Below are 24,501 nucleotides of genomic sequence, written 5' to 3' on the forward strand. Positions count from 1 at the left end.
CGGCATGTTCGCTCCCGTCACACGGTCCTGGCGGACCGACGGTACGAGATCACCGCGTACGCGCCGAACAGCAGGAGCCATGCGGCGAGCACGCCTATGGTCATGGCGCCCGGCGCGTGCCCGTCGGTCGTCGCCCAGCCCAGGTCCGCGAACCGGTTGGCCGGGGTGAACCGGCCGACCGAGCGCAGCCACTCGGGCAGCATCTCCAGCGGGAACCACAGCCCGCCGACGACGCCGAAGCCCATCAGGCAGGCGACGTTGACGACGCCGGTGCCCTGCGGGGTCAGCCGGTATCCGTTGCCCAGGCCGAGCAGGGTGAAGGGCAGCGCGCCCAGCCACAGCAGCAGCACCAGCACCGCCCACTGCCAGGCCGCCATCCGCACCCCGTTGATCAGGCCACCGGCCAGCAGCACGGTGAGGATCACCGGCAGCACGGTCACCGATCCGCTGACCGCCCGGCCCACCACCGCGTGCGACGGGGAGAGCGGGGTGACCCTCAACTGCTGGAGCCAGCCGAGCGACTTGTCGGAGGCGACGCCCGTACCGATCGACATCGCGGAGCCGAGCGCGCCGTACGCCGCCATGCCGACCATGGACGCGGTCTTCCAGCCGTCGGCGCTGTCGTCACCGATGTTGGTGAAGAGCAGATACATCAGCACCGGCATGCCCGTGCCGAAGATCAGGAATCCGGCGTCACGCAGGGTCCGGCGCATTTCGAGCAGGATGTACTGGAACATCAGACGGTCTCCTTTTCGGTGCTGGGCGCGGTCCGTGCGTGCGTGGTGTGCCTGGGTGCGGGGGTGTCGCCGGGCGCGAGGCTGTCTTCCGGAGCGGCCTCCCCGGGCGCGGTGAGGGCCAGGAAGGCGGTCTCCAGCGTGGCCCGGGAGACCTGGAGGCCCCGGACCAGGCCGAGCCGGGCCAGCTCCACGACCGTCGCGTCCGAGTCGTCGGTGCGCAGCAGGGCGCGGTCGCCGGTCACCTCGACGGTGACGACACCGGGCAGCCGGTCCAGGCCCTCGGTGGCGCCGCCCGCGAGGTCGAAGGAGACCTGGCTGTGCCCGGCCGCGTCCTTGATCGCCTCGCCGCTGCCGTCCGCGACGACCCGGCCCCGGTCGATGACGACGATCCGGTCCGCGTTCTCGTCGGCCTCCTCCAGATAGTGCGTGGAGAAGAGCACGGTGTTGCCGCGCCGGGCGTAGGCCCGCATCGATTCCCAGAACGCGCGCCGCCCCTCCACGTCCAGGGCGGCGGTCGGCTCGTCCAGCACGATCAGCTCGGGATTCCCCGCCAGCGCCACGGCGAACCGCACTCGCTGGGTCTGGCCGCCCGAGAGCTTGTCGATGCGCCGCTCCGCGTACTCCGTGACGCCCGCCAGGGCCAGCGCCTCGGCGACCGGCAGCGGACGCGGATAGGTGGAGGCGACGAAGGAGACCAGCTCGCGCACGGTCACCCTGGGTATCGGCCGCCCCTCCTGGAGCATGGCGCCGACCAGGCCCGCCCGGACCGCCTGTTCGGGGGAGCGGCCCAGGACCCGCACGGCCCCCTCGTCCGGCTCGTTCAGCCCGAGCAGCAGCGAGATGGCGGTGGACTTCCCCGCCCCGTTGCGCCCCAGCAGGGCCACGGTCTCGCCGCGCCCGATCCGTACGTCCACCCCGTCGACGGCCCGCACGCTCCGCCCGGCCCGTCCGAACGTCTTCACCGCCCCGGTGAAGACCACCGCGGCCTCGTCGTCCCTTGTCTGCGTCATGTCTACGACGTTACGCAGCGTGAGCACGCGGCGGCAGATGTGTATGTACTCGGTCCGCCATGACATTTGTCATCGCGGACGCGGAGGGTCCGGATCCACTCGCCCCCGCGGGCGGACAGAGCGGTGCCCCCGGCGCCCGGGATGGTCTCCCGGGCGCCGGGGGCACCGCCTTCCCTCCTCGATACGGCGGTCAGGCCGCCGCCGCGCCGCTCTCCTCGGCGGGCCGGCGATGACGGCCGGCCGGCGCTGCCGCCCGGTCGTCCGTCGCCACACCCCCTCGGTGCTTTCCGGAGCCGCCGGCGTCGCCCCGCTGTGCGTCCGCCCCCGGCGGGAACGTCTGGGTCGTGTCGGTGCGGGCTTCAGGCATGTGGGAAGTCACCCCGTTGTGATCGCTTACGTGTGTGCCAACCGGAACGTCACGCCACCGCAGGCCCGGGAAAGGACACGGTCGGTGACCAAGACGCACGGTGCGTGAGCCCGGCCCCAGCTTAGTCAGGGGTCGTACGCCCCACGAGAGGCGCCTGCCCCAGAGGAACCGGTGTACACACTGGAGGATTCCCCGATGGCGCGGAAGGTTGCCTACCACTTACGTCGCCCGCGAACTCCGCCTCCTCCGGCATCTCCAGCAGGGCCACCGCGCACGCCGTGTCCCCGTCCGCGTAAGGGAGTTTGAGTACCCCGTCCCGCGACCAGACCCCGCTGCCCGCCAGCCAGCCCCCGGGCGCCGCGAGCTGGTGCAGCCGGCGGCCCGACGGACGCCACAGGCCGATCCAGCTGCCTGCGGCCCCGTCGATCCTGAGGGCCACCGCACAGCTCTCCGGCATCAGCATCTGCCCCGGCTGCACGGCGAACGGCTCCACCGAGCAGTCCGGCAGCCGCAGGCACTCCGGGAACCGCACCGGCAGACAGCTGCCGAGCACCCCCCAGCCGAGCCGGTCGTGGCCGGGCGCGTCCGAGCGGATCAGCAGCAGCCCGCTGTCCGGGTCCGCGAGCAGCAGCCGGTCGTCGCTGTCCGGCGCGATCTGGAGCAGCGGTGTCATCTCGGCGCCGCGGCCCAGGTCCACCGCGACCGTCTTCACCGGGCCGCCCCCGGCCGGTTCCCGGTCCAGGGCGAGCAGCCGGCCGGCCCGGTCCAGCCAGACGCCGCCGGAGCAGCGCCCCGGCAGGTCCGCGAGGTGCTCGGGCCCGCCTGCCCCGCCCGCCACCCGCCACAGCTCCGTGGAGTACTCGCCGACCGCCAGGGCGTACGCGCTCACCCCGTCCGGCGACGGCGGCAGCAGCGCGAGCGCGTCCCGCTCGACCGCCCCGAGCAGCAGCTCGCCGGTGCCGGGGCCGGTCGGATAGAGCAGCGAGAAGGTGTGCCGCTCGGCGACCCGGCGCCGGATCAGCACCCGCCCGTCGGCGAGCGGCACCACCTGCGCCTCGGTCTCCTCCGGCTGATCGGTGGGCAGCGGCACGGCATACGGCTCGGGCCCGTCGAGCGTCCAGCGCTCGGCATACCAGGCGGTGTCGGCGCCCGGCACCGGGGCGGCGGTGAGCCGTGCGCCGTACGCGCCGTCGGCGGTGAGCGTGAAGGCGGGCAGAACCGTTTCGGCGGGGGAGTCCGCCTCGGTCTCGGCGGCCGGCACGAGAGCCTCCGGCGCCGGGGCACCGGCTGCCGGGGCGCCCTGGGTCGGAGCGCCCTGGGTCGGAGCGCCTTCAGCCGGGGTGCTCCCCGCCGGGGCGCCCTCCGTCGGGCCGTCCGTGACGACCCCTGCGGGACCGCCCGGATCGGGCTCCGGTTCCGGCTCCGCCGGACCGCCGTCACCCGTGGTGGTCCCGTCCTCGATGGCACAGGCAGTCATCGACTCATCACCTCCGGCAACCGAAGCTAGTTTTCGCACTTCCAGCCGAACAACACGACCTCCCCCACTTCACACATAAGGGTGGTGATGGCCGGATTTCGCTGTACGACCGAGGGTGCGTGTGCTGTACGGGGCCGAGTCGCGGGCGGCCCGTTCCCGGGGCTTCCCGGGGAGCGGCGGGCAGGTAGCCTTTCCTCCGTGCCCCGTCTGTCTGAAGTCATCTCCGAGCTCGACGCCCTCTGGCCGCCCGAGCGGGCCGAAGGATGGGACGCGGTCGGCACCGTCTGCGGTGATCCTGAGGCCGGGATCCACCGGGTGCTCTTCGCCGTCGACCCCGTCCAGGCGGTCGCCGACGAGGCGAAGGAGCTGGGTGCGCATCTGATCGTGACCCACCACCCGCTCTACCTGCGCGGTACGACGACGGTCGCGGCGGACACCTTCAAGGGCCGCGTCGTGCACACCCTGATCCGGGAGGGCATCGCCCTGCACGTGGCCCACACCAACGCCGACACCGCCGACCCCGGGGTCTCCGACGCCCTGGCCGCCGTCCTCGACCTGCGCGTCGAGCGCCCCCTGGTCCCGGACGCGACGGACCCGGCCGGCCGCCGGGGGCTCGGCCGGATCTGCGTGCTCGACCACCCCGAGACCCTCGCCGCGTTCGCCGCTCGCGCCGCCGCCCGGCTGCCCGCCACCGCGCAGGGCATCCGCCTCGCCGGCGACCCGGAGGCGCTCGTGCGCACCGTCGCGGTGAGCGGCGGCTCCGGCGACAGCCTCTTCGACGCGGTGCGCGCCGCCGGTGCGGACGCCTTCCTCACCGCCGACCTGCGCCACCACCCGGCCTCCGAAGCCACCCAGCACTCGCCGCTCGGCCTGGTCGATGCCGCACACTGGGCCACCGAGTGGCCCTGGTGCGAGCAGGCCGCCGCACAGCTCGAAGCGATTTCCGACCGCCTCGGATGGGACCTGAGGGTCCATGTCTCGAAGCAGGTCACCGACCCCTGGACCGCCCACCACTCTTCTGGAGCCCCCAACTGAACGCCGCGCCCGCCGACCAGATCCGACTTCTCGACGTCCAGGCGCTCGACCAGCGCCTCTCCCAGCTCGCGCACCGCCGCACGTCCCTGCCCGAGCACGCCGAGATCGAGTCGCTGACGGCCGACCTCGCCCAGCTCCGCGACCTGCTCGTCGCCTCGACCACCGAGGAGAGCGACACCGCCCGCGAGCAGACCAAGGCCGAGCAGGACGTCGACCAGGTCCGCCAGCGCGCCGCCCGCGACCAGCAGCGCCTGGACTCCGGCGCGGTCACCTCGCCGAAGGACCTGGAGAGCCTCCAGCGCGAGATCACCTCGCTCGCCAAGCGCCAGGGCGACCTGGAGGACATCGTCCTGGAGGTCATGGAGCGCCGCGAGTCCGCACAGGAGCGCGTCACCGAGCTGACCGACCGGGTCGCCGCCGTGCAGGCCAAGGTGGACGACGCCACCGCCCGCCGCGACGCCGCCACCCAGGAGCTCGACGCGGAGGCCGCCACGGTCACCAAGGAGCGCGAGGTCGTCGCCGGCTCGGTCCCCGCCGACCTGCTGAAGCTGTACGACAAGCTCCGCGCCCAGCAGGGCGGGGTGGGCGCCGCCCGCCTCTACCAGCGCCGCTGCGAGGGCTGCCGCCTGGAGCTCAACATCACCGAGATCAACGATGTGAAGGCCGCCTCCCCCGACACGGTGCTGCGCTGCGAGAACTGCCGCCGCATCCTGGTCCGCACCGCCGACTCGGGCCTGTAGTGAGCCTGCCGCGCCGGTTCGTGATCGAGGCCGACGGCGGCTCCCGGGGCAACCCGGGCCCCGCCGGCTACGGCGCGGTCGTCATCGACCCGGACACCGGCGAGACGCTGGCCGAGACCGCCGAGTACATCGGCGTCGCGACCAACAACGTCGCCGAGTACAAGGGCCTCGTCGCCGGCCTCCGCGCGGTGGGCGCGCTGATCGCGGACGGCCCGGTGGGCACCGGGGTCCAGGTGCGCGTCCGGATGGACTCCAAGCTCGTCGTGGAGCAGATGTCGGGCCGCTGGAAGATCAAGCACCCGGACATGAAACCGCTCGCGGCCGAGGCGGCGGCGGCCCTGCCCGGCGCGGACATCACCTACGAGTGGATCCCGCGCGAGCGCAACAAGCACGCCGACCGGCTGGCCAACGAGGCGATGGACGCGGGCCGGCGCGGCGACCGCTGGAAGCCCTCGGCGTCCACGGCCGCCCTGGACACCCCGCGCGCCCCGGTGGCCGCCGTCTCCGCCCCCGCCCCGGTGGCCGCCGACCCCGTCACCCCGCAGGTGGGCTGGGGCTCGGCGCCCGATCTGGGCGCGCCCGCCACCCTCGTCCTGCTGCGGCACGGCGAGACGGCCCTCACCCCGCAGAAGCGGTTCTCCGGAAGCGGCGGCACCGACCCCGAGCTCTCCGCCGCCGGCCGCGAGCAGGCCGAGCGGGCGGCGGCCGCCTTCGCGGCGCGCGGCACCGTGCAGGAGATCGTCAGCTCACCGCTCCGCCGCTGCCGCGAGACGGCCGGCGCGGTCGCGGCCCGGCTCGGCCTGGAGGTCCGCGTCGAGGACGGGCTGCGCGAGACGGACTTCGGGGCCTGGGAAGGGCTCACGTTCGGCGAGGTCAAGGAGCGGTACGGAGACGACCTGGACGCCTGGCTCGCCTCCCCGGACGCGGCCCCCACGGGCGGCGGCGAGAGCTTCGCGGAGGTCGCCGACCGCGTGGCGGCCGCCCGGGACGGCCTCGTCACGCGGTACGCGGGCCGCACGGTCCTCGTCGTCACGCACGTCACCCCGATCAAGACCCTGGTCCGGCTCGCCCTGGGAGCGCCCCCGGAGGCGCTGTTCCGGATGGAGCTCTCGGCGGCGTCCGTCTCGACCGTCGCGTACTACGCCGACGGCAACGCCTCCGTACGCCTGCTGAACGACACGTCCCACCTGCGGTAACCCGGCCCGGGACAGCACTCGGCCCCACCGGCGGGGGGAAGGCCGGTGGGGCCGAGGCGGTTCCGGCGGGTCGGGGGATTACCGGCCGGAACCCGGGTCACCCGGCATGCGGGCTACGTCCCCTACAAGGGTCGTGCCCCGAATACCGGGGAGCATGCGCGGCGATGTGCGACGGGTTTCCCCGCCGCCCCGCTCACCCCCTCAGCGCCGCCGCCCCGGCGGCCAGCCGCTCCACGCGGGCCCAGTCCCGGGCCGCGACCGCGTCCCCCGGGACCATCCAGCTCCCGCCCACGCAGCCGACGTTGGGCAGCGCCAGGTACGAGGGCGCGGAGGCGGCCGAGATGCCGCCCGTCGGGCAGAACCGGGCCTGGGGGAGCGGGGCGGAGAGGGCCTTCAGATAGGCCGTGCCGCCCGCCGCCTCGGCCGGGAAGAACTTCATCTCGGTGACCCCGCGCTCCAGCAGCGCGACCACCTCGGAGGTGGTCGAGACGCCCGGCAGGAACGGCAGCCCGGACCCCTTCATCGCGTCCAGCAGCGCGTCCGTCCAGCCGGGGCTGACCAGGAACCGGGCCCCCGCCGCCACCGTGTCCGCCACGTTCCGCGCCGAGATCACCGTGCCCGCCCCGACGACCGCGTCCGGGACCTCCGCCGCGATGGCCCGGATCGCGTCCAGGGCGGCGGCGGTGCGCAGGGTCACCTCGATCGCCGGGAGCCCGCCCGCGACCAGGGCACGGGCGAGCGGCACCGCGTCGGCCGCGTCCTCCAGGACGACGACGGGCACGACGGGGGCGAGGTCCAGCACGGAGGAGGAGGTCATGCGCCCATCCTGCCCGGTGTGCGGCGCAGTACGCAACGAGCGTTGCGGAGGGTGCAACGTACGGTCAGTGGATCTCCGTCACGACCACTCAGTGGATCTCCGTCACGACCACATCGAGCTGCCACGGCCGCCCCGCCCGCGCGGGCGCCTCGGCCTCGACGGTGTACCCGAGGTCCCGCAGGACCGTCACCAGTTCGGCCGGACCGGCCGGCCGCGCCCCCGCGAGCAGCAGATCCCGCACCATCCGGCCCTTGGTGGCCTTGTTGAAGTGGCTGACCACGGACCGCTTCTCCACCCCGTCCACGATCTGCGACTGCAGCACCCGCACGCTCGCCGTCCGCTCCGCGACCGCCCCCTTCGGCTTCCACGCCGCGGTGTACGCGGACGAGCGCAGGTCCAGCACGAGCCCGTCGCCCGCCGCCTCCGGCATCACCTCCGCCATCGGCGTACGCCAGAACGCCCCGAGCGCGCCGAGCCCGGGCAGCTTCACGCCCATCGAGCAGCGGTACGGCGGAATCCGGTCGCCCACCCGCACCGCGCCCCACAGCCCGGAGAACACCAGCAGCGACTTCCCGGCGAGGCGGCGGGCGGCCGTGTCGAGCGAGTCCAAGGCGAGCGCGTCGTACAGGACGCCGGTGTACAGCTCCCCGGCCGGGCGCGTCCCCGCCGTCCGCAGCTCCGCGTTCTTCGCGATCTCGCCCCGCAGCCCCTCGCTGAGCCCCAGCACCTCCCGCGCCTTCTCCTCGTCGGCCACGCACAGCTCCACGAGGGCGTCCAGCACCTCGGCCCGCGCCCCGGCGAGACCGGGCAGCGACAGCGACTCGGGCTTCAGGGGTGCCCCGCGCCCCGAGGCGGCCTTTCCTTCGGAGGGCGGCAACAGCACGAGCACGGCGGTTCTCCTTCGTACGTACGGGGAAGAGGCGCGGCGGTGTGCGGACCGCACGGACGCCCCAGGTCAGCGTACGGGGGGCGGGGAGGCGGTTCGTACGGGGCGGAGGGGCCCACCCTACGGGCACAAAGCCCTCCGTTCGGAATGCCGCGTTCCGTGCCCCGCCCTACGCTCGGGACCATGCCCCGCCGCCATCTGCACATGACCGGCGCAGCCGAGACCCCGCTGCGGGCGGCCCTGCGCGGCCTGCGCACCGAGCTGTCGCTCCCCGACGACTTCCCGCCCGAGGTGCTCGCCGAGGCGGCGGACGCCGCGCGGAGCCCGGAGCTCGCCGGGCACGCGGACGCGACGGACCTCCCCTTCCTCACCATCGACCCGCCCACCTCCACGGACCTCGACCAGGCGATGCACCTGGAACGCCGCGCCCACGGCTACCGCGTGCACTACGCCATCGCGGACGTGGCCGCGTTCGTGCGCCCCGGCGGCGCGCTCGACGCGGAGGCCCACCGCCGGGTGACGACGCTGTACTTCCCGGACGGCCGGGTGCCGCTCCACCCGGAGGTCCTGTCCGAGGACGCCGCCAGCCTGCTGCCCGGCCGGGTCCGCCCCGCGGTCCTGTGGGAGATCGACCTCGACCCGGAGGGCGCGGCGGTCGCGACCCGGGTGCGCAGGGCCCTCGTACGCAGCCGCGCCAAGCTGGACTACGCGGGCGTGCAACGGCAGATCGACGCGGGCACCGCCGAGGAACCGCTCGCCCTGCTCCGGGACATCGGCACACTCCGCGAGGAGCAGGAGGTGGCCCGGGGCGGCATCTCGCTCAACGTGCCCGAGCAGGAGATCACCGAGCACGACGGCGCGTACGGCCTCGCATACCGCGCCCCGCTCCCCGCCGACGGCTGGAACGCCCAGGTCTCCCTGCTCACCGGCATGGCGGCGGCCCACCTCATGGCGGAGAGCGGCACCGGCATCCTGCGCACGCTGCCGGTCGCGCCCGACGGCGCGGTGGCCCGGCTGCGGCGCAGCGCCGAGGCCCTGCACATCGACTGGCCGCACCACGTCCCGTACGACCGGCTCGTCCGCTCGCTGGACCCGGCCCGCACCGACCACGCCGCGTTCCTCCAGGACTGCACGACGCTGCTGCGCGGCGCGGGCTACACCGTCTTCGACGGCGGCGACCTGCCGGTGCCCGCCGTGCACGCGGCGGTGGCGGACCTGTACACGCACTGCACGGCGCCGCTGCGCCGCCTCGTGGACCGTTACGCCTCCGAGCTGTGCGTCGCGGCCTGCGAGGACCGGGATCCGCCCGAATGGGTCCTGGCAGCCCTGCCCGCGCTGCCCAAGGAGATGGCCGAGGGCACGCGGCGCGGCAACACGGTGGAGCGGGAGTCCGTCGACCTGGTCGAGGCCGCGCTGCTCACGGACCGGGTGGGCGAGGTCTTCGACGGTTACGTGGTGGACGTGAAGGAGAACGAACCGGCCACCGGGACCGTCCACATCGACGCCCCGGCGGTCGTCGCCCGCGTCGAGGGCGCCGCGCCCCTCCCGCTGGGCGAGCGCCTGCGGGTCCGCCTGTCCCAGGCCGCTCCGGGCGCGGCGAAGGCCCTGTTCGTTCCCGCCTGACGGCGTCTCGTACGATCGCGAGTTCGGCCCCCGCGCCCCGCGCCCGTACGACGGAAGGACCGGCGTGACCGACCGCGCCCGCCAGCACCAGATCCTGGCCGCCGCCCGCATGCTCCTGGAGCAGGAGGGCCCGGAGGCGCTGACCATGCGCCGGCTGGCGGGCCTGCTGGGCATCACGGCCCCGTCCCTCTACAAGCACTTCCCGGACAAGTCCTCGGTGGTCGACGCGCTGGCCGACGCGATGCTGACGGAGACCGCCGAGGCCCTGGAAGCGGCGGAGACGGCCGCCCCGGGCTCCTTCCCGGCCCTGGCCACGGCCTACCGCGCCCACGCCCTGGCCCACCCCCACCTCTACCGCCTCACCACGTCCCGCCCCCACCCCCACCACCTGGAGGACCGCGCCACCGCCCCCCTCTTCCGCGCCCTGGCCCCGGACGCCCACCTGGCCCGCGCGGCCTGGGCCTTCGCCCACGGCATGGTCATGATGGAACTGAACGACCGCTTCCCCACCCCGGAGTCGGTCACCACGGCCTGGACAGCAGGCATCACGGCACTGGCGTCGAGCCGCCTCTGACGTCATGACGTCGTCCTGTGCCACGATCGGGGGAACGACTCCCATCTCACGGACGGCTGGTTCCGCGATGGCCCACTCCGGCGAGCGACCGAGGAAGGGGCGTGACATGTCTGCCATGCCGCACGAACCGCTCTCGCAGGCGGACGTCCTGCTTGAGGGCTTCCTGGCGCTGGAGACGGCGGAGTTCATCTGACTCGGCCAGGTAGCATGGCACCCACGGCAGACGAGCCGGGCGGACGGTCGCGTGGGGATCTTCGGATCCTCCCGAGGAACGTCCGGGCTCCACAGGGCAGGGTGATGGCTAACGGCCACCCGGGGTGACCCGCGGGACAGTGCCACAGAAAACAGACCGCCCGGGACCTCGGTCCCGGGTAAGGGTGAAACGGTGGTGTAAGAGACCACCAGCGCCTGGGGTGACCCAGGCGGCTAGGTAAACCCCACCCGGAGCAAGGTCAAGAGGGGCCGTCGCGAGACGGCCCTGCGCGAACGTTCGAGGGCTGCCCGCCCGAGTTCGCGGGTAGACCGCACGAGGCCGGCAGCAATGCCGGTCCTAGATGGATGGCCGTCTCCCCGGCCGCCGCGAGGCGACCGGGCGACAGAACCCGGCGTACAGCCCGACTCGTCTGCCGCCACTCCTCGGGTCCCGGCTCAGCGAGCGCGGCCGGGCAGCTCATCGTTCCGGACGGCCGCTATGAACGAGATCCAGGCCGTGTCACGGAAGTCGATCATGTGACCGTGCGGGATCTTGGAGTCCCGTATCGGGGCCCTTCCCAGCGGGGGGGGGGGTGAGTATTTCCATGCAGGCGTTGTCCGCGCCGCTGTAGCTGCTTCTGCGCCAGGTGCGGGTGGTTGGTTCGGTCAAGGCCGGTCCCCCTCGTGGTGGTTCAAGGCTTCGGTGGCCGCCGTCAGTTCGTGGCGGCAGCGTTCCGTGTCCGGGTGGGTGTCGCCCAGTACGCGGGCGCAGGCCGCCAAGGTCTCGGCCGCCTTGTCGCGTGCCTCGGCGAGCGCGCCCCCGGCGCGCAGAATGCGGGACAGGAGGATCCGCACGGACAGCGTGTGGGGATGCTCGTCCCCGAGGGCGTGGCGGCGTGCCGACCGTACGGCACGGGCGGCGGTCTCCGCTTCCTGCCACTGTCCGAGGTGGGTCAGGACGTCGGCGAGCCGTTGCCGGGCCGCGAGCGTACGCGGATGCTCGGCGCCCAGCGTGCGTTCGCGGCCCTCCAGCGTCAGGCGGGTGTGCACCTCCGCCTCCTGCCACGCGCCGGTACCCGCCAGGACCCAGGCGAGGGCGATGCGCGCGGTCAGCGTGTGTCCGTCCTCCGGGCCCAGCGCCGCTTCCGCGGCGCCCAGGTTCGACCGCCCCAACGCCTCCGCCTCCGCCCACCGGCCCTGCTGTCCGACGGCCTCGGCGAGGCAGCTGACGGCGTCGATCGTGTCGGGGTGACCCGGTCCCAGGACCCGCTCGCGGCCCTCCGCAGCCCGCCGCATGTGCCGCTCGTCGTCCGCCCAGCGCCCCAGCCCGTACAGGGCGAGCCCCCACGCGTAGGCACTGTCGAGGGTGTCCGTGTGGTCGGCGCCCAACAGCTCGTGCCGGGCCCGCAGTACGTTGCCGTGGGTCTCGGCGGCCTGCGCGTAACGCCCGAGCCCGGACAGCGCGCGGCCGTGTTCGTGCAGGTCGTCCAGCGCCTCGGCCGACACCACGTCCTCGGAGGCGCCGACCGCTTCGGCCGCCAGCGCCCGGGCGGCGGCGAGGTCGCCGCAGGCGAAGGCGTGGCCGCGCAGCTCGCGTACCACGGTCAGAGCCGTCTCCCGGACCCCGGCCCGCTCGCGGACCGTGCGCCGCAGCAGGTGGATCGCGTGCGGGGTGAGCAGCCGCAGGACGTGCGGACCGGTGCCCTCTTCCGCCCCGGCCGGGAGGAGCCCCCTCAGCAGGGCGGTCGCGGCGCGCAGCAGGACGCCGCGCTGGTCGACGGGCGTGCGCGCGGCCACGGTCTCCAGCAGGAGCGGATGGGCTCGCAGGCTCCGTACGGTGGTGTCCCCGGCACCGACGGAGACGTCGAGCAGGGACACGAGGGAGTGGGAGAGCAGCCCTCCGAGGGCGTCGTTGGCCTGCTCGCCCCGCAGCGGGGGATCGGCGTCGGGCAGGCCCGCGGTGTCGAGGCCGGCCGGACGCAGCAGGGCGGCGGGCAGCGGGTCCGGGGCGAAGCAGGAGATCAGCCGCAGCAGCGTCGTGGTCTCCGGCGCGCCCCGCTCGGCGAGGGCGTCCAGCGACAGCTGCCAGGTGCCGCTGATGAGCCTGCTCAGGTCCTGTTCACCCGGTTCGGCCCCGCGGTCGATCAGGGACGGGTCGACGTCGAGGCGCTTGAGGTATTCGTCCACGGTGACCGACTCCAGCAGTTGGCGGCCGAAATACGCGCCGGCCAGTGAGAGTGCGAGCGGGTGGCAGCCGAGGCGGGCGGCCAGGAGCTCCAGCTTCGCCTGTTCCTCGGCGCCGATGGCCAGATCACGCAGCACGTCCACCGCGTCGGCGATCCGCAGGACGTCCAGAGGGTGTCGGGCGGCGGGGCGCCAGGCTCGCGCGTGCCCGTTCCGGCTGGTGACCAGGACGATGCCGCGCCGGCTGGTCCGCAGCCACAGCTCGTCCCGGAAGACCTCCGGGTCGTCCGCGTTGTCGATGACGAGGAGCCAGCGTTCCGGGGAGCGGTCGAGGTAGTGCCAGACGAAGTCGGCGGCCGCCCGCCGGCTGGTCCGGGCGGCGTCCACCTCGTCCTGCGAGGCGCCGCGGTCGTGCGCCACCGCCAGCATCCCGGACCGGAACGAGGAGGGGTGCGACGCGTTCACCCACAGCCCGACGACGCCGTCCCGCACCGCCTCGCCGAACACGGTCTGGGCGACCGCCGTCTTGCCGCACCCCGCCATCCCGCACACCACATGCAGCCCGTTGCCCGCCGCGGCGGGATCGCGGATGTCGCGGAGGAGCGCCGCCCGCAGTTCGTGGCGGTCCCGCAGGGGAGAGCTCAACGGCGAGGTGAGCGGTACCCGCACCGACTCCGGACTCGGCGCCCCCGGCTCCGCCGCGAGGGGCGGGCCGTGCGCGGCGCCGTACACGGTGATGTACTGGTCTGCACCGGCCTGGTAGATCCGCCCGTGGCCGGTCGCCTCCGCTCCGAACTCCGTTGCTCCGTAAGGGGTCCGACGCGTCATCGCTCGGTGATGTGCTGGTCGCGCCCTGCCACGTAGGCGCGCCCGTGCCCGGAGACCTGGGTGTGGAAGACCGGTCCCGGCGCGGGCCGTTCGGCTTCGGGGAGCGACCCGCGCACCTCGGCGAGCAGCCGCTCCAACTGCTGGGCGACCTCCGGGTCATCGGCCAGGATGCGCCGCAGTCGGCGCTCCCAGTCGCGCACCAGGTCGGCCTCGCCCCGGGTGTCGCCGTCCCCGCGCGCGGCCAGGACCTCCTCGCGGGTCTCGTCCAGCGCCAGCGTCACCTCGTCCGCCTGCGCGGGGCGGAACCGGCGCCAGAGCGCGACGATCCCCTCGCGCGCCTGGAGCCACGCGTCGGTGGCCAGGAGTGCCACCAGTGTGCTGCCGCCCGTGTCGACGATGTCCATGTGCCGCCCCCTCGCCCGGCGATCCGCTTCCGGATCGCCCTGCGATCGTAGGGGCCCGGACCGGCCGAATCCCGGGGAACGCGGACGGGACACCCGCGAAGGGCCGAGGTTGGCCGAATCCCGCCGGACCGGGGTGCGTTCCACGCGCGAGCCCCCCGCCGGCGACCGGCGGGGGGCTCACATCGGGTGCGGCCGCTCAGCAGGCGCCCTGGTCCTTCCAGACGCCCCAGTCGCCGGTGCTGCCGGGGGTCTCGTTCTGGGTCCACCACTGGGCCTTGTACTTATGGCCGTTGTAGGAGACCTCGTTGCCCGCGTTGTAGACCGTGCCGGCCACGTACGCCGGGACCGAGCCGCAGCCACCGGCGGGCGGGTCCGTGGGGTCGGTGGTGGGCGGGGTGGTCGGGTCGGTGGTCGGCGGGGTCGTGGGCCCGGTGGTGGAGCCGCCGATCGCGGTGTTGATCTGGTTCAGCAGGGTGGTCTTGTCGTCCAGGCCGAGCAGGGAGTACATCATCGCGCCGGCCAGGCCGCGCTGCTTCGCGTAGTCGGCCCTGGCCTGGATGGACTTCTGGTCCAGGCCCGTGAAGAACTCGCCGTCCTTGTAGAAGTAGGACGCCTTCGCCTCGTCGTCCCAGTACGTCGTCGCCGGGTTGTCGACGATGCCGCCGAGCTCCTTGTAGTGCGCGATGCCGGCCTGCTGGCTGAGCGGGCGGGGGGAGGAGCCGCCGGTCGCGGACTGGGTCAGGCCGTGGGTGGTCCCCGCCGGGACGCCCTTCCAGCCGCGGTAGTAGAGCTCGTAGCCCAGGGTCAGCTTGTTCGCGGGGAAGCCGCCGGCGATGCCGTAGGCCGGCTTGCCGTCGAGCCAGGAGTCGACCGCGTTGTCGATCGAGTACTTCTCGGTGCCGGGCGCGACCGGGTCGGACGGGTCGTTGGCGCCCGAGTACAGCGGGGACTGGTGGTACGTCGGCCCGTCGCCGTCCCAGGCGCCGTGCATGTCGTACGTCATCAGGTTCGCGTAGTCGAGGTACTGGCCGATCTTGTCGGTCTCGATGTTCGCGATCTTGTCCTGGCCGGCCCCGAAGGCGGCGGTCAGCAGGTACTTCTTGCCGCCGTTGGCAGCGCCGTACGCGTCGAGCTGCTTACGGAACTCCGCGAGCAGCAGCGTGAAGTTCTGCTTGTCCTCAGGGGCGTAGTGGTTGCCCAGGTGGCCGCCCGCGGAGGCGGGGTACTCCCAGTCGATGTCGATGCCGTCGAAGATCCCGGCCGCCGAGCCGGCGCCGCCGAAGCCGCCCTCGACGGGCAGGTTGCCCTTGATGTACTGGTCGATGCAGGAGGAGACCAGCTTCTTGCGGCTCGCGTCCGTCTTCGCCGCGTCGCTGAAGTACTTGGAGTAGGTCCAGCCGCCCAGCGAGATGTTGATCTTCAGATGGGGGTACTTCGCCTTCAGTTCCTTGAACTGGTTGAAGACGCCCACGATCGGCTGGTCCCACTTGTCGGCCACGCCGTCGACACTGTCCGCCGCGCCGAAGGACTTCTGGTAGTCGGCGTACGAGTCGCCCGCACCGTCACCCGCGTTGGGGTTGTTGTCGTCGCCCGCCGCCTTGTTGGCCTCGAAGCACGTGAGGTCCGTCGGGTGGATGTTGCCGAACGAGTAGTTGATGATGTCCAGCTTGCCGGCGATGCCCCGGGTGTCGAGCTGCTTCGGGTAGAAGGCGTTGCCGTAGACGCTCCACTGGTCGTAGTACGCGATGCGCACACCGCCCGCCGAAGCGGAAGCCGGTGCGTCGGCCGCCTGCGCCGAGCCGATGCCGACGGTCGCGGCGAGGCCGCCGGTGGCGAGGGCCGTGCTCAGGAGCGCGGCGATCAGAGTTCTACGGGGGTGCACGTGCGGCCTCCAGCGGGGGAGCGGGTGGTGCTGTGGATGGGCTGGAGCAGTGATAACCGGCCCGTGACCTGCACGTCAACGATTCCAACGAGATTAGGACTAGACCAATTTGATGGTTCATGAGGCGCTGGACGGGCGCCGTCGCGCCGCCGGGCGACCGGGCGCCGCCGGTGACCAGCGGCTTAAGGATCACTTAAAAATGGCGCCGCGAGTGGTACAGCAACGAACCACGCGATGCTGAAAAGTGGAGGCGCGAACCGACTCGGTTCAGCCCCTTGGCCGGACTCCGTTCGCCATTAAGGTCCAGACCTGCGTCGGCCAGGTCTGGACAACGCGGCGTTCGCCGAGCTGGACGACTCACACCCCGCCGGGCCGGTGTCTTCGGATCGGGGCACGGCTTGACCCTCCCCTTACGTCAGGCTCGATGATCGGCCGTGAGGAAAGGGCGGGTGGATGAGCTATTCCGTGGGGCAGGTGGCGGCCTTCGCCGGAGTGACGGTGCGCACGCTGCACCACTACGACAAGTCGGGACTGCTTTCGCCTAGCGGGCGCAGCCGGGCCGGCTACCGGCTGTACGACGAGGCGGACCTGGTCCGGCTCCAGCAGATCCTCTTCTACCGCGAACTGGGCTTCCCGCTGGACGAGATCGCCGAGATCTTCAAGGACCCGCAGGCCAACGCCCTGGACCACTTGCGGGCCCGACAGGAGCAGCTGGAGGCGGAGATCGCCAGGCTGCGGCGGCTCTCCGAGGTGGCCCGCCGGGCGATCGAGGTGGAGCGGACCGGGGTCGAGCTGACCCCGCAGGAGCGCTTCGAGGTGTTCGGCGAGATCACCGCCGACCTGAGTTACGCCACCGAGGCGGCGCTCAAGTGGGCGGACTCACCGGGGCAGCGGGAGTCGATGGCCCGGGCCGCCGCGCACACCAAGGAGGACTGGCGGCGGCTCATGGGCGAGGCCACGGCCTGGCGCGCCGAGCTGCTGGCGGCCTTCGACGAGGGCGAGCCGAGCGACGGCGAACGGGCCATGGACCTAGCCGAGGAGCACCGGCTGCACATCTCCCGCTGGTTCACCGCCTGCCCGCCCGACATGCACCGGCGCATCGCGGACGACTTCGCCGCCGATCCGCGCGCCTTCGCCCTGGTCGTACCGCCGTCCCGGCAACGCCCCGGCCTGGCCGCGTACCTGTGCAAGGCCGTCCACGCCAACGCGGCCCGGCGAGCCCGAGGAGAACCGATGCCCGAGGAGAACCGATGAGAATACTGATCGCCGCCGCCGGATCGCGCGGTGACGTCGCCCCCTACACGGGCCTGGGTGCCGCACTCCGCGCGGCCGGCCACGAGGTCGCCCTCGCCACGACGGACACCTTCGCGCCCCTCGTCCGCGCCGCCGGGCTGGACTTCCGCGCCCTCCCGGGCAACCCGGCGCAGGGCGGCGGCGGGAGCGGCGGCAAGCGGGAACTCATGCGGGCCGCCTCCGCGTTCATCACCGACCTGGGTCAGGGGTTCGCCGACGCGATGACCGACGGCACGGACCTGCTGCTGCTCTCGGCCACGACCGCCCCGCTGGCCTGGCACCTCACCGAGGCCACGGGCACCCCGGGCATCGGCGTCTACCTCCAGCCCACCGCGCCGACCGGCGACTTCCCGCCCGTCGTCATGGGCACCCGCTCCCTGGGCCGCCCCGGCAACCGCCTGGCCGGGCGCTTCGCGCTCCGCATGACCGACCGCCTGTACGCCCCGGCGGTGACCGCGCTCCGCGAACGGCTCGGGCTGCCCCCGGCCACGCCCTCCGAGACGCGCCGCCGCCAGGAGCGCGCCGACTGGCCGGTGCTGCACGGCTTCAGTACCGCCCTGGTGCCCCGGCCCGCCGACTGGCGCCCCGGTCTGCGCGTGGTCGGCAACTGGTGGCCGTACCACGACCCCGAGGGGCAACTGCCCCCGAGGCTCGCGGACTTCCTGGACGCCGGCGCCCCGCCCGTCCTCATCGGCTTCGGCAGCATGGCGGCCGGCGAGGGGGAACGGCTCGGCGAGCTCGCCGAGCGGGCCCTGCGCCGCGCCGGGCTGCGCGGCGTCCTCCAGTCCGGCAGCGCCGGTCTGGCTGCCGAGGGCGACGACGTGCTCACGATCGGGGACGTACCGCACGCCCTGCTGTTCCCGCACCTGGCCGCCGTGGTCCACCACGCCGGGGCCGGCACCTCGGCCGCCGCGCTGCGGGCCGGGGTCCCCGCGGTGACCGTGCCCGTGACCGCCGACCAGCCGTTCTGGGCCGGCCGCCTCGCCGCCATCGGCGCCGCTGACGAGCCGATCCCCTTCCGCGCCCTCACCGCCGACCGCCTCGCCGACGCCCTCGACCGCGTGGTGCGGCAGCGGGCATACCGGGAGGCGGCCGCCAAGGGTGCGAAGCGGATGGCCGCGGAGGACGGGGCGGCGGAGACGGTCGAGGCGGTGCGGCGGCTCAGCGGTGCGTCAGTACGTTGACCACGCGGCCGTTCGGGTCGCGGACGAAGAAGCGGCGGACGCCCCACTCCTCGTCGTGCGGGCCGTACACGATCTCGGCCCCTTCGCGGACGAGCGCGGCGTGCACCGCGTCCACGTCGGCCACCTCCACGCTGAGGTCCGGGTTGACCGGGCCGGTCTCGTCCTTGGTCATGAAGCTGATCTGCGCGGCCGGCTGGGTGGGCGAGGCGAGGGTCATGATCCAGCCATGGTTCATGACCTCCTCGAAGCCGAGCAGGCCGTAGAACGCGGCGTTCTCCCGGAGGGCGGAGGCGTCCGTCCCGGCCTCGCCGTCGGCGCCTACCGGGATGTTGGGGACCACACGGTGCACGGACATGGGTCACTCCTGTCACGTTGATGACGGTCGGTCACCCGACTCACATTAGGGCCTGGCTCCAGGGGGACTTGAGAGGTGGATGGGAGGGTGGCTGGAAACTGTGGGTCGGGCCGGGGCAGACTGGCCAGGTCACAGCCGGGCCGGGGGCAACCCGGCCCATCGAACCGCAGTCTTCCGGGGGCGCCCCATGGTCCAGTTCTCCTCACGCGTGACCGGGGAGGAGCTCCGGCGGATGGCTCACCGCCCGGACGCCCGGGACCTCTTCCCGACCGGGGTGGCCCGGCTCAGCGAGACCCGGTTCTGCGTGCCCGCGCACTGGCCGCGTGCCCACCGCTTCTTCGCCCCCGTCGTCGGCCACCAGGACCCGCTGCTGATTGCGGAAACGATGCGGCAGGCCGCCATGCTGGTCTGCCACGCCGAGCTCGGGGTGCCGCTCGGCGACGCCTTCGTGATGTGGGAGCTGCGCTACACCACCGCCGCCGGACACCTTGTGCTCGGCGAGGAGCCCTGGGACCTCATGGTCGAGGTGAACTGCTCCGACATCCGCCGCCGGGGCAGCGGTCTCGGCTCGATGCGCGTCGACTTCACGCTGCGCCGGGACGGGGCGGTGCTCGCCGTCTGCGGCTCGCGGATCAGCTGCACCTCGGCCGCCGCCTACCACCGCCTGCGCGGCCACCAGTCCACCGCCGCCCCCGTGCCCCCGCCCCCGGCCCTCGCGCCGATCACCGTCGGCCGGACCGCCGAGCGGGACGTCGTCCTCGCACCGCCCGTCGCCCCGGGACGCTGGCCGCTGCGGCTGGACACCGGGCACCCGACGCTGTTCGGCCGCCCCAACGACCACGTCCCCGGCATCCTGCTCCTGGAGGCGGCCCGGCAGGCGGCCCACGCCACCGTGCCCGGCTTCCTCCCGGTCACCCTGAGCTCCGACTTCCTCCGGTACGTGGAGCTGGACCGGCCCTGCTGGATCGAGGCGACGACCGCGCCGGACGGGGTGCGGGTGCGGGCGGTGCAGGACGGCGAGCCCGTCTTCACCTGCGCCCTCGGGAGCGGCTGACCCGGACCGGCCCCCGCGTCAGGCCGGGTCCGGCAGCCGGGTGCCCGTCCCGCTCACCCGGACCCGCGCGTCGCCCGCCCCCAGCGTCACCGTGAGCGTGCCGGGGCGGCCCATGTCCTCGCCCTGGTGCAGGGTCAGCACGGCGGCCTCCGGCACGAGGGCCAGCTCCCGCAGGTACGCCCCGAACGCGGCCGCCGCCGCACCCGTCGCCGGGTCCTCCACCACACCGCCGACCGGGAACGGGTCGCGGACGTGGAACACCGCGTCGGACGCCCGCCACACCAGCTGCACGGTCGTCAGGTCCAGCCGGTGCATCAGCGCTTCCAGGCGCGCGAAGTCGTAGTCCAGCGCGGCCAGCCGCTCCCGGGTGGCCGCCGCCAGCACGAGGTGGCGGGCCCCGGCGTACGCGATCCGGGGCGGCAGGGCCGGATCGAGATCGGCGGCCGGCCAGTCCAGCGCCGCCAGCGCCTCCGCGAGGTCGCCCGCGGCCACGTCCTCGACGCGCGGTTCCACGCTGGTCAGCGTCGCCCGCAGCTCGTCGCCCTCGCGGACCACGGTGACCGGCACCGTACCGGCGGGGGTCGCGAACTCCACCTCGCCCGGCCCGTCCCGCTCGGCGAGCGCGAGAGCGGCGGCGACCGTCGCGTGCCCGCAGAACGGCACCTCGGCCTTCGGGCTGAAGTAGCGGACGACGTAACCGCGCGCACCGGGCTCCGACGCCTCGGTCCGCCCGGTCAGGAAGGCGGTCTCGCTGTAGCCGAGGTCCGCGGCCACGGCCAGCATGGCCGCCTCGTCGAGACCGGAGGCGTCGAGCACCACCCCGGCGGGGTTGCCGCCCTCGGGGTCGGCGGAGAACGCGGTGTAACGCAGGATGCCCGTCGCGGGGAGATCACTCATGTGCGCGTCAACCGCGCGTCCGGCGACGGCATTCCCGGCCGGGCGCACCGGACCCCGGCGCGCCCCCTCAGCCCCGCCCCACGTACGGCATCGCCGTCGCCATCACCGTCGCGAACTGGACGTTCGCCTCCAGGGGCAGCCCCGCCATGTGCAGCACCGTGCGGGCCACGTCGTCGGCCGCCATCACCGGTTCCACGGCCAGTTCGCCGTTGGCCTGGAGGGTGCCCGTCCGCATCCGTTCCGTCATGTCCGTCGCCGCGTTCCCGATGTCGATCTGGCCGCAGGCGATGCGGTACGGACGCCCGTCCAGCGACAGCGACTTCGTCAGGCCGGTGATCGCGTGCTTCGTCGCGGTGTACGCCACCGAGTGCGGGCGCGGCGTGTGCGCGGAGATGGAACCGTTGTTGATGATCCGCCCGCCCCGCGGGTCCTGCTCCTTCATCTGCCGGTACGCCGCCTGCGCGCACAGGAAAGCGCCCGTCAGGTTGACGTCGACCACCCCGCGCCAGTCCTCGTACGCCAGCTCCTCGACGGGCCCGCCGGGGCCGAACGTCCCCGCGTTGTTGAAGAGCAGATCGAGGCGGCCAGCCCACTCCCGTACGGAGGAGAACAGCGCGGCCACGTCCTCCGGGCGGGTCACATCGGCCGGGACGGTGATCATCCGGGCCTCGGGACCGGCCAGCGCGGCGGTCTCCGCGAGCGGTCCGGGGCGGCGGCCCGCGAGCGCCACCGACCAGCCCGCGCCGGCCAGGGCGAGCGCCACCGCGCGGCCGATCCCGGAGCCGGCGCCCGTGACCACGGCCACCTTCGACGGGGAGTCCTCCACGGAATTCAACAGACTGTTGCTCATGCTGCCGCAGCGTACGCGCAGCCCCGGCGGGGTGATTCGGGGCGGGGCCCCGGCGATTCCCCCGCCCGTACGGGGCCGGACGATGATCATGGTTTCGCCGCGAACGCGGAGTTTGCCCCTGGGGGCACCATCCTGCCGCACTCCTCATCCGGACGACGCCCGCGCGACGCGAACACGTCAGCCTCCGGATGCGCCGGGCCGCTGGACTTCCCCCACACCACCAGTCAGGGGAGGGACAGATGACGCACTCATCGCCACAGCAGGAGCTGCGCGACGCCGCCCGGCACACCGACCGCCGCCGCTTCCTCACGGTCACCGGAGCCGCCGCCGCGCTCGCCTTCTCGGTCGGCCTGCCCGCCGCCGGGACCGCGAGCGCCCGCGAGATGGAGGCCCGGAGGATCGGCGAGGACCCGTTCACGCTCGGCGTCGCGTCCGGCGACCCGCTGCCCGGCTCCGTGCTGCTCTGGACCCGGCTCGCGCCCCGCCCGTTCGAACCCGGCAGCGGCCTCCCGGACGCCCGCGTCGAGGTCGGCTGGGAGCTGGCGTACGACGAGCGGTTCCACCGCGTCGTGCGCCGCGGCACCACGTACGCGCACCCGGAGTTCAACCACAGCGTCCACGTCGAGGTGCCGTTCCTCGCCCCGGACCGCGTCTTCTACTACCGCTTCCGTGTCGGACAGTGGACCAGCCCGGCCGGCCGCACCCGTACGGCACCGGCGCCCGGCGCCCGTAAGCGCGAACTGGCCCTGGCCGCCGTCTCCTGCCAGGCGTACCACGACGGCTACTTCACCGCGTACCAGCACCTCGCCCAGGAGGATGTGGACGTCGTCTTCCACCTCGGCGACTACCTGTACGAGTACGCCGTCACCGCGACCGGCGGCGCCCGCAACTACACCGACCGCACGCTGCCCGCGCTGTTCAACCGGGAGACGGAGACGCTGGAGGACTACCGGCTGCGGTACGCCCTCTACAAGTCCGACCCGGACCTGCGCGCCGCGCACGCCGCGCACCCCTTCGTCGTCACCTGGGACGACCACGAGACCGAGAACAACTACGCGGGCGACATCCCCGAGAACAGCGTGCCGCCGGAGGAGTTCCTGATCCGCCGGGCCGCCGCCTACCGCGCGTACTGGGAGAACCAGCCGCTGCGCACGCCCCAGCGGCCGACCGGCCCCGACATGCGGCTCTACCGCCGCCTGAGCTTCGGCCGGCTCGCCCAGTTCGACGTGCTCGACACCCGGCAGTACCGCAGCGACCAGGCGTACGGCGACGGCTGGCAGACGCCCGGACCGGAGTCCGAGGACCCGAGGCGCACCCTGACCGGCGCCACCCAGGAGCGCTGGCTCATCGACGGCTGGCGCCACTCGCACGCCACCTGGAACGTCGTGCCGCAGCAGGTCACCTTCGCCCAGCGGCGCGATGTGCCCACCGACGCGTTCAAGCTTTCCATGGACTCCTGGGACGGCTATCCGGCCTCCCGCGACCGCATCCTCCAGGGCGCCGAGCGCGTCGGCGTGGACAACCTCATGGTCCTCACCGGCGATGTGCACGTCAGCTACGGCTTCGACATCAAGCGGGACTTCGACGACCCGGCGTCGCGCACGATCGGCACCGAGATCGTCACCACGTCCATCACCAGCGGGAAGGACGGCTCGGAGAAGCCGTCCAACTACACCAACCTGATGGCGGCCAACCCGCACCTGAAGTTCTACAACGGCCGCCGCGGCTACGCCGTCGTCACCCTCCAGGAGCGGGCGGCCCGAGCCGACTTCCGTACGGTCTCCGCCGTCACCACCCCGGGCGCCCCCGTCACCACCGCCGGCTCCTACGTCACCGAGGCCGGCCGCCCGGGTCTGAACCCGGCCTAGACCGCGTCCACCGGGTAGCGGACGCCGATGCGGTCACGGACCGCGTCGAGCGTCCGCATCACCGCGAGTGAACCCTCCAGCGGCACCAGCGGGGACTCCGTCTCACCGGCCAGGACCGCCCGCATCACCTCGGCCGCCTCGTACTGCATCCCCGAGAGCCCCTGCGGCCCCGGGCCCGAGGTGATCTCCTCGGGCTCGGCGCCCGCCCGGTGCAGCACGAAGCCCTCCGGGTGGAAGAAGCTGTGCGGGATGTCGATCCGCCCGGCGGTCCCGATCACCGTCGCGGCCGTCGGGTGGTGCCCGACGATCGAGCAGGACAGCAGCGCGTTGGCACCCGAGTCCCAGCCCAGCAGCATCCCGGTGTTGAGGTCCACGCCCTCCGGCGACAGCAGGGCGTCCGCCTGCACCCGGTCCGGCTCGCCCAGCAGCAGCTGCGCGAACGACACCGGGTAGACGCCCAGGTCCAGCAGCGCCCCGCCGCCCAGCCGGGGATCGCGCAGCCGGTGCTCCGGGCCCAGGTCCGCCGCGAAGCCGAAGTCGGCCTGCACGGTCCGGATCTCGCCGATCGCCCCGTCCCGCACCAGCTCCGTGAGGCGCCGGACCACGGGGTTGCAGTAGGTCCACATCGCTTCCATCAGGAAGACCCCGCGGTCCCGGGCCAGCTTCACCAGCTCCCGCGCCTCGCGCTCGTTCAGCGTGAACGCCTTCTCGCACAGCACGTGCTTCCCGGCCTCCAGCGCGAGCGCGGCGGCCTCCCGGTGCGCCGAGTGCGGCGTGGCCACGTACACCACGTCGACCTCGTCGTCCGCGACCAGACCCGCCCAGTCGCCGTACGCCCTCGGTATCCCGAACCGCTCCGCGAACGCCCGCGCCGAGGCGTCCGAGCGGGACGCCACGGCCACCACCTCCGCACCGGGCATGGCCAGCAGATCGGCGGTGAACGTCGCCGCGATCCCGCCGGTCGCCAGCACGCCCCAACGGACAGTCCTGCTCATGCACGCTCCCAAAAAGGTGTCGACCATCCCCGCCGAGCTGAGAGCATAGAGCC

Annotated in this window: 23 protein-coding genes, 1 other RNA gene and 1 pseudogene; 11 read left to right on the forward strand and 14 right to left on the reverse strand. The window is 73.6% G+C overall.

Annotated features, from left to right (window positions below):
• Window positions 1-17 precede the first annotated feature (17 nt).
• The 4 genes from ACIQZN_RS11720 to ACIQZN_RS11735 all read right to left on the reverse strand — a co-directional run bounded on the left by ACIQZN_RS11720 (window position 18) and on the right by ACIQZN_RS11735 (window position 3,591).
• Window positions 18-737, reverse strand: a complete 720-nt coding sequence (locus ACIQZN_RS11720) for an ABC transporter permease (RefSeq protein ID WP_403991020.1) — start codon at window positions 735-737, stop codon at window positions 18-20.
• Window positions 737-1,717 carry an ABC transporter ATP-binding protein gene (locus tag ACIQZN_RS11725; RefSeq protein WP_403991605.1) on the reverse strand — a complete coding sequence of 327 codons (981 nt, stop codon included), beginning with the start codon at window positions 1,715-1,717 and terminating at the stop codon, window positions 737-739. The genes ACIQZN_RS11720 and ACIQZN_RS11725 overlap by 1 nt, the downstream gene beginning before the upstream one ends.
• A gap of 220 nt (window positions 1,718-1,937) precedes the next feature.
• Window positions 1,938-2,114 carry a hypothetical protein gene (locus ACIQZN_RS11730; RefSeq protein WP_403991023.1) on the reverse strand — a complete coding sequence of 59 codons (177 nt, stop codon included), beginning with the start codon at window positions 2,112-2,114 and terminating at the stop codon, window positions 1,938-1,940.
• A gap of 121 nt (window positions 2,115-2,235) precedes the next feature.
• Window positions 2,236-3,591: a hypothetical protein gene (locus tag ACIQZN_RS11735; protein WP_403991026.1), complete on the reverse strand. Its 1,356-nt coding sequence runs from the start codon at window positions 3,589-3,591 to the stop codon at window positions 2,236-2,238.
• A 198-nt stretch (window positions 3,592-3,789) separates the two neighbouring features.
• Here ACIQZN_RS11735 and ACIQZN_RS11740 point away from each other — a divergent pair, with 198 nt between their 5' ends.
• Genes ACIQZN_RS11740 through ACIQZN_RS11750 form a run of 3 tightly spaced genes read left to right on the forward strand, consistent with a single transcriptional unit; the run spans window position 3,790 to window position 6,562 of the window.
• On the forward strand, window positions 3,790-4,626 hold the full coding sequence (locus ACIQZN_RS11740) for a Nif3-like dinuclear metal center hexameric protein (RefSeq protein ID WP_403991029.1): 837 nt from the start codon (window positions 3,790-3,792) through the stop codon (window positions 4,624-4,626).
• Window positions 4,623-5,366, forward strand: coding sequence for a zinc ribbon domain-containing protein (locus ACIQZN_RS11745; protein ID WP_403991608.1), 744 nt, complete (start codon window positions 4,623-4,625; stop codon window positions 5,364-5,366). Before ACIQZN_RS11740 ends, ACIQZN_RS11745 begins: the two co-directional genes overlap by 4 nt.
• Window positions 5,366-6,562, forward strand: a complete 1,197-nt coding sequence (locus ACIQZN_RS11750; protein ID WP_403991032.1) for a bifunctional RNase H/acid phosphatase — start codon at window positions 5,366-5,368, stop codon at window positions 6,560-6,562. Before ACIQZN_RS11745 ends, ACIQZN_RS11750 begins: the two co-directional genes overlap by 1 nt.
• 193 nt (window positions 6,563-6,755) lie before the next feature.
• Here the strand turns inward: ACIQZN_RS11750 and eda are convergent, their stop codons facing one another.
• Window positions 6,756-7,379: a bifunctional 4-hydroxy-2-oxoglutarate aldolase/2-dehydro-3-deoxy-phosphogluconate aldolase gene (gene eda / locus ACIQZN_RS11755; RefSeq protein WP_403991034.1), complete on the reverse strand. Its 624-nt coding sequence runs from the start codon at window positions 7,377-7,379 to the stop codon at window positions 6,756-6,758.
• A gap of 88 nt (window positions 7,380-7,467) precedes the next feature.
• Window positions 7,468-8,268: a peroxide stress protein YaaA gene (gene yaaA / locus ACIQZN_RS11760; RefSeq protein WP_403991037.1), complete on the reverse strand. Its 801-nt coding sequence runs from the start codon at window positions 8,266-8,268 to the stop codon at window positions 7,468-7,470.
• A gap of 201 nt (window positions 8,269-8,469) precedes the next feature.
• On the opposite strand from yaaA, the gene ACIQZN_RS11765 reads away from it, so the two are divergent.
• The 4 genes and pseudogenes from ACIQZN_RS11765 (at window position 8,470) to rnpB (ending at window position 11,088) form a co-directional block, all read left to right on the forward strand.
• Window positions 8,470-9,888, forward strand: coding sequence for an RNB domain-containing ribonuclease (locus tag ACIQZN_RS11765; RefSeq protein ID WP_403991611.1), 1,419 nt, complete (start codon window positions 8,470-8,472; stop codon window positions 9,886-9,888).
• 64 nt (window positions 9,889-9,952) lie between these two features.
• A complete protein-coding gene (locus ACIQZN_RS11770) occupies window positions 9,953-10,462 on the forward strand; it encodes a TetR/AcrR family transcriptional regulator (RefSeq protein WP_403991040.1) in 510 nt (169 codons plus the stop codon).
• 106 nt (window positions 10,463-10,568) lie between these two features.
• Window positions 10,569-10,646 (forward strand): annotated as a pseudogene (locus ACIQZN_RS11775) (Uma2 family endonuclease); the annotation flags it as partial.
• A gap of 40 nt (window positions 10,647-10,686) precedes the next feature.
• An RNA gene (gene rnpB / locus ACIQZN_RS11780) (RNase P RNA component class A) lies at window positions 10,687-11,088 on the forward strand.
• A gap of 22 nt (window positions 11,089-11,110) precedes the next feature.
• Here rnpB and ACIQZN_RS11785 read toward each other — a convergent pair.
• From ACIQZN_RS11785 to ACIQZN_RS11800, 4 genes are all read right to left on the reverse strand, one after another.
• Window positions 11,111-11,236, reverse strand: a complete 126-nt coding sequence (locus tag ACIQZN_RS11785) for a DUF397 domain-containing protein (protein ID WP_403991614.1) — start codon at window positions 11,234-11,236, stop codon at window positions 11,111-11,113.
• An 84-nt stretch (window positions 11,237-11,320) separates the two neighbouring features.
• Window positions 11,321-13,666, reverse strand: a complete 2,346-nt coding sequence (locus ACIQZN_RS11790; protein ID WP_403991043.1) for a tetratricopeptide repeat protein — start codon at window positions 13,664-13,666, stop codon at window positions 11,321-11,323.
• Entirely contained in the window at window positions 13,663-14,070 is a 408-nt protein-coding gene (locus ACIQZN_RS11795; RefSeq protein WP_403991046.1) for a hypothetical protein, read from the reverse strand. The genes ACIQZN_RS11790 and ACIQZN_RS11795 overlap by 4 nt, the downstream gene beginning before the upstream one ends.
• A gap of 196 nt (window positions 14,071-14,266) precedes the next feature.
• Window positions 14,267-15,952, reverse strand: a complete 1,686-nt coding sequence (locus ACIQZN_RS11800; RefSeq protein WP_403991049.1) for a glycosyl hydrolase family 18 protein — start codon at window positions 15,950-15,952, stop codon at window positions 14,267-14,269.
• 453 nt (window positions 15,953-16,405) lie between these two features.
• On the opposite strand from ACIQZN_RS11800, the gene ACIQZN_RS11805 reads away from it, so the two are divergent.
• On the forward strand, window positions 16,406-17,206 hold the full coding sequence (locus ACIQZN_RS11805) for a MerR family transcriptional regulator (protein WP_403991052.1): 801 nt from the start codon (window positions 16,406-16,408) through the stop codon (window positions 17,204-17,206).
• Window positions 17,203-18,429: a glycosyltransferase gene (locus tag ACIQZN_RS11810; protein WP_403991055.1), complete on the forward strand. Its 1,227-nt coding sequence runs from the start codon at window positions 17,203-17,205 to the stop codon at window positions 18,427-18,429. Before ACIQZN_RS11805 ends, ACIQZN_RS11810 begins: the two co-directional genes overlap by 4 nt.
• On the opposite strand, the gene ACIQZN_RS11815 is transcribed toward ACIQZN_RS11810, so the two are convergent.
• Complete coding sequence (locus ACIQZN_RS11815) at window positions 18,407-18,784, reverse strand: VOC family protein (RefSeq protein WP_403991058.1); 378 nt, start codon at window positions 18,782-18,784, stop codon at window positions 18,407-18,409. The two genes, ACIQZN_RS11810 and ACIQZN_RS11815, sit on opposite strands and share 23 nt — an antisense overlap.
• Window positions 18,785-19,016: 232 nt before the next feature.
• Between ACIQZN_RS11815 and ACIQZN_RS11820 the strand changes: the two genes are divergently transcribed.
• A complete protein-coding gene (locus ACIQZN_RS11820; protein ID WP_403991060.1) occupies window positions 19,017-19,838 on the forward strand; it encodes a ScbA/BarX family gamma-butyrolactone biosynthesis protein in 822 nt (273 codons plus the stop codon).
• A gap of 18 nt (window positions 19,839-19,856) precedes the next feature.
• Here the strand turns inward: ACIQZN_RS11820 and ACIQZN_RS11825 are convergent, their stop codons facing one another.
• Complete coding sequence (locus tag ACIQZN_RS11825) at window positions 19,857-20,735, reverse strand: PhzF family phenazine biosynthesis protein (protein ID WP_073965414.1); 879 nt, start codon at window positions 20,733-20,735, stop codon at window positions 19,857-19,859.
• A gap of 67 nt (window positions 20,736-20,802) precedes the next feature.
• A complete protein-coding gene (locus ACIQZN_RS11830; protein WP_403991064.1) occupies window positions 20,803-21,585 on the reverse strand; it encodes an SDR family oxidoreductase in 783 nt (260 codons plus the stop codon).
• 239 nt (window positions 21,586-21,824) lie between these two features.
• Here ACIQZN_RS11830 and ACIQZN_RS11835 point away from each other — a divergent pair, with 239 nt between their 5' ends.
• On the forward strand, window positions 21,825-23,453 hold the full coding sequence (locus tag ACIQZN_RS11835; RefSeq protein ID WP_403991067.1) for an alkaline phosphatase D family protein: 1,629 nt from the start codon (window positions 21,825-21,827) through the stop codon (window positions 23,451-23,453).
• Here the strand turns inward: ACIQZN_RS11835 and ACIQZN_RS11840 are convergent.
• Complete coding sequence (locus ACIQZN_RS11840) at window positions 23,450-24,448, reverse strand: Gfo/Idh/MocA family protein (protein ID WP_403991070.1); 999 nt, start codon at window positions 24,446-24,448, stop codon at window positions 23,450-23,452. The genes ACIQZN_RS11835 and ACIQZN_RS11840 overlap by 4 nt on opposite strands.
• Window positions 24,449-24,501: the final 53 nt, after the last annotated feature.

The sequence above is a fragment of the Streptomyces sp. NPDC097595 genome (assembly GCF_044761525.1).
In the GTDB taxonomy this organism is placed as follows: domain Bacteria; phylum Actinomycetota; class Actinomycetes; order Streptomycetales; family Streptomycetaceae; genus Streptomyces; species Streptomyces drozdowiczii_A.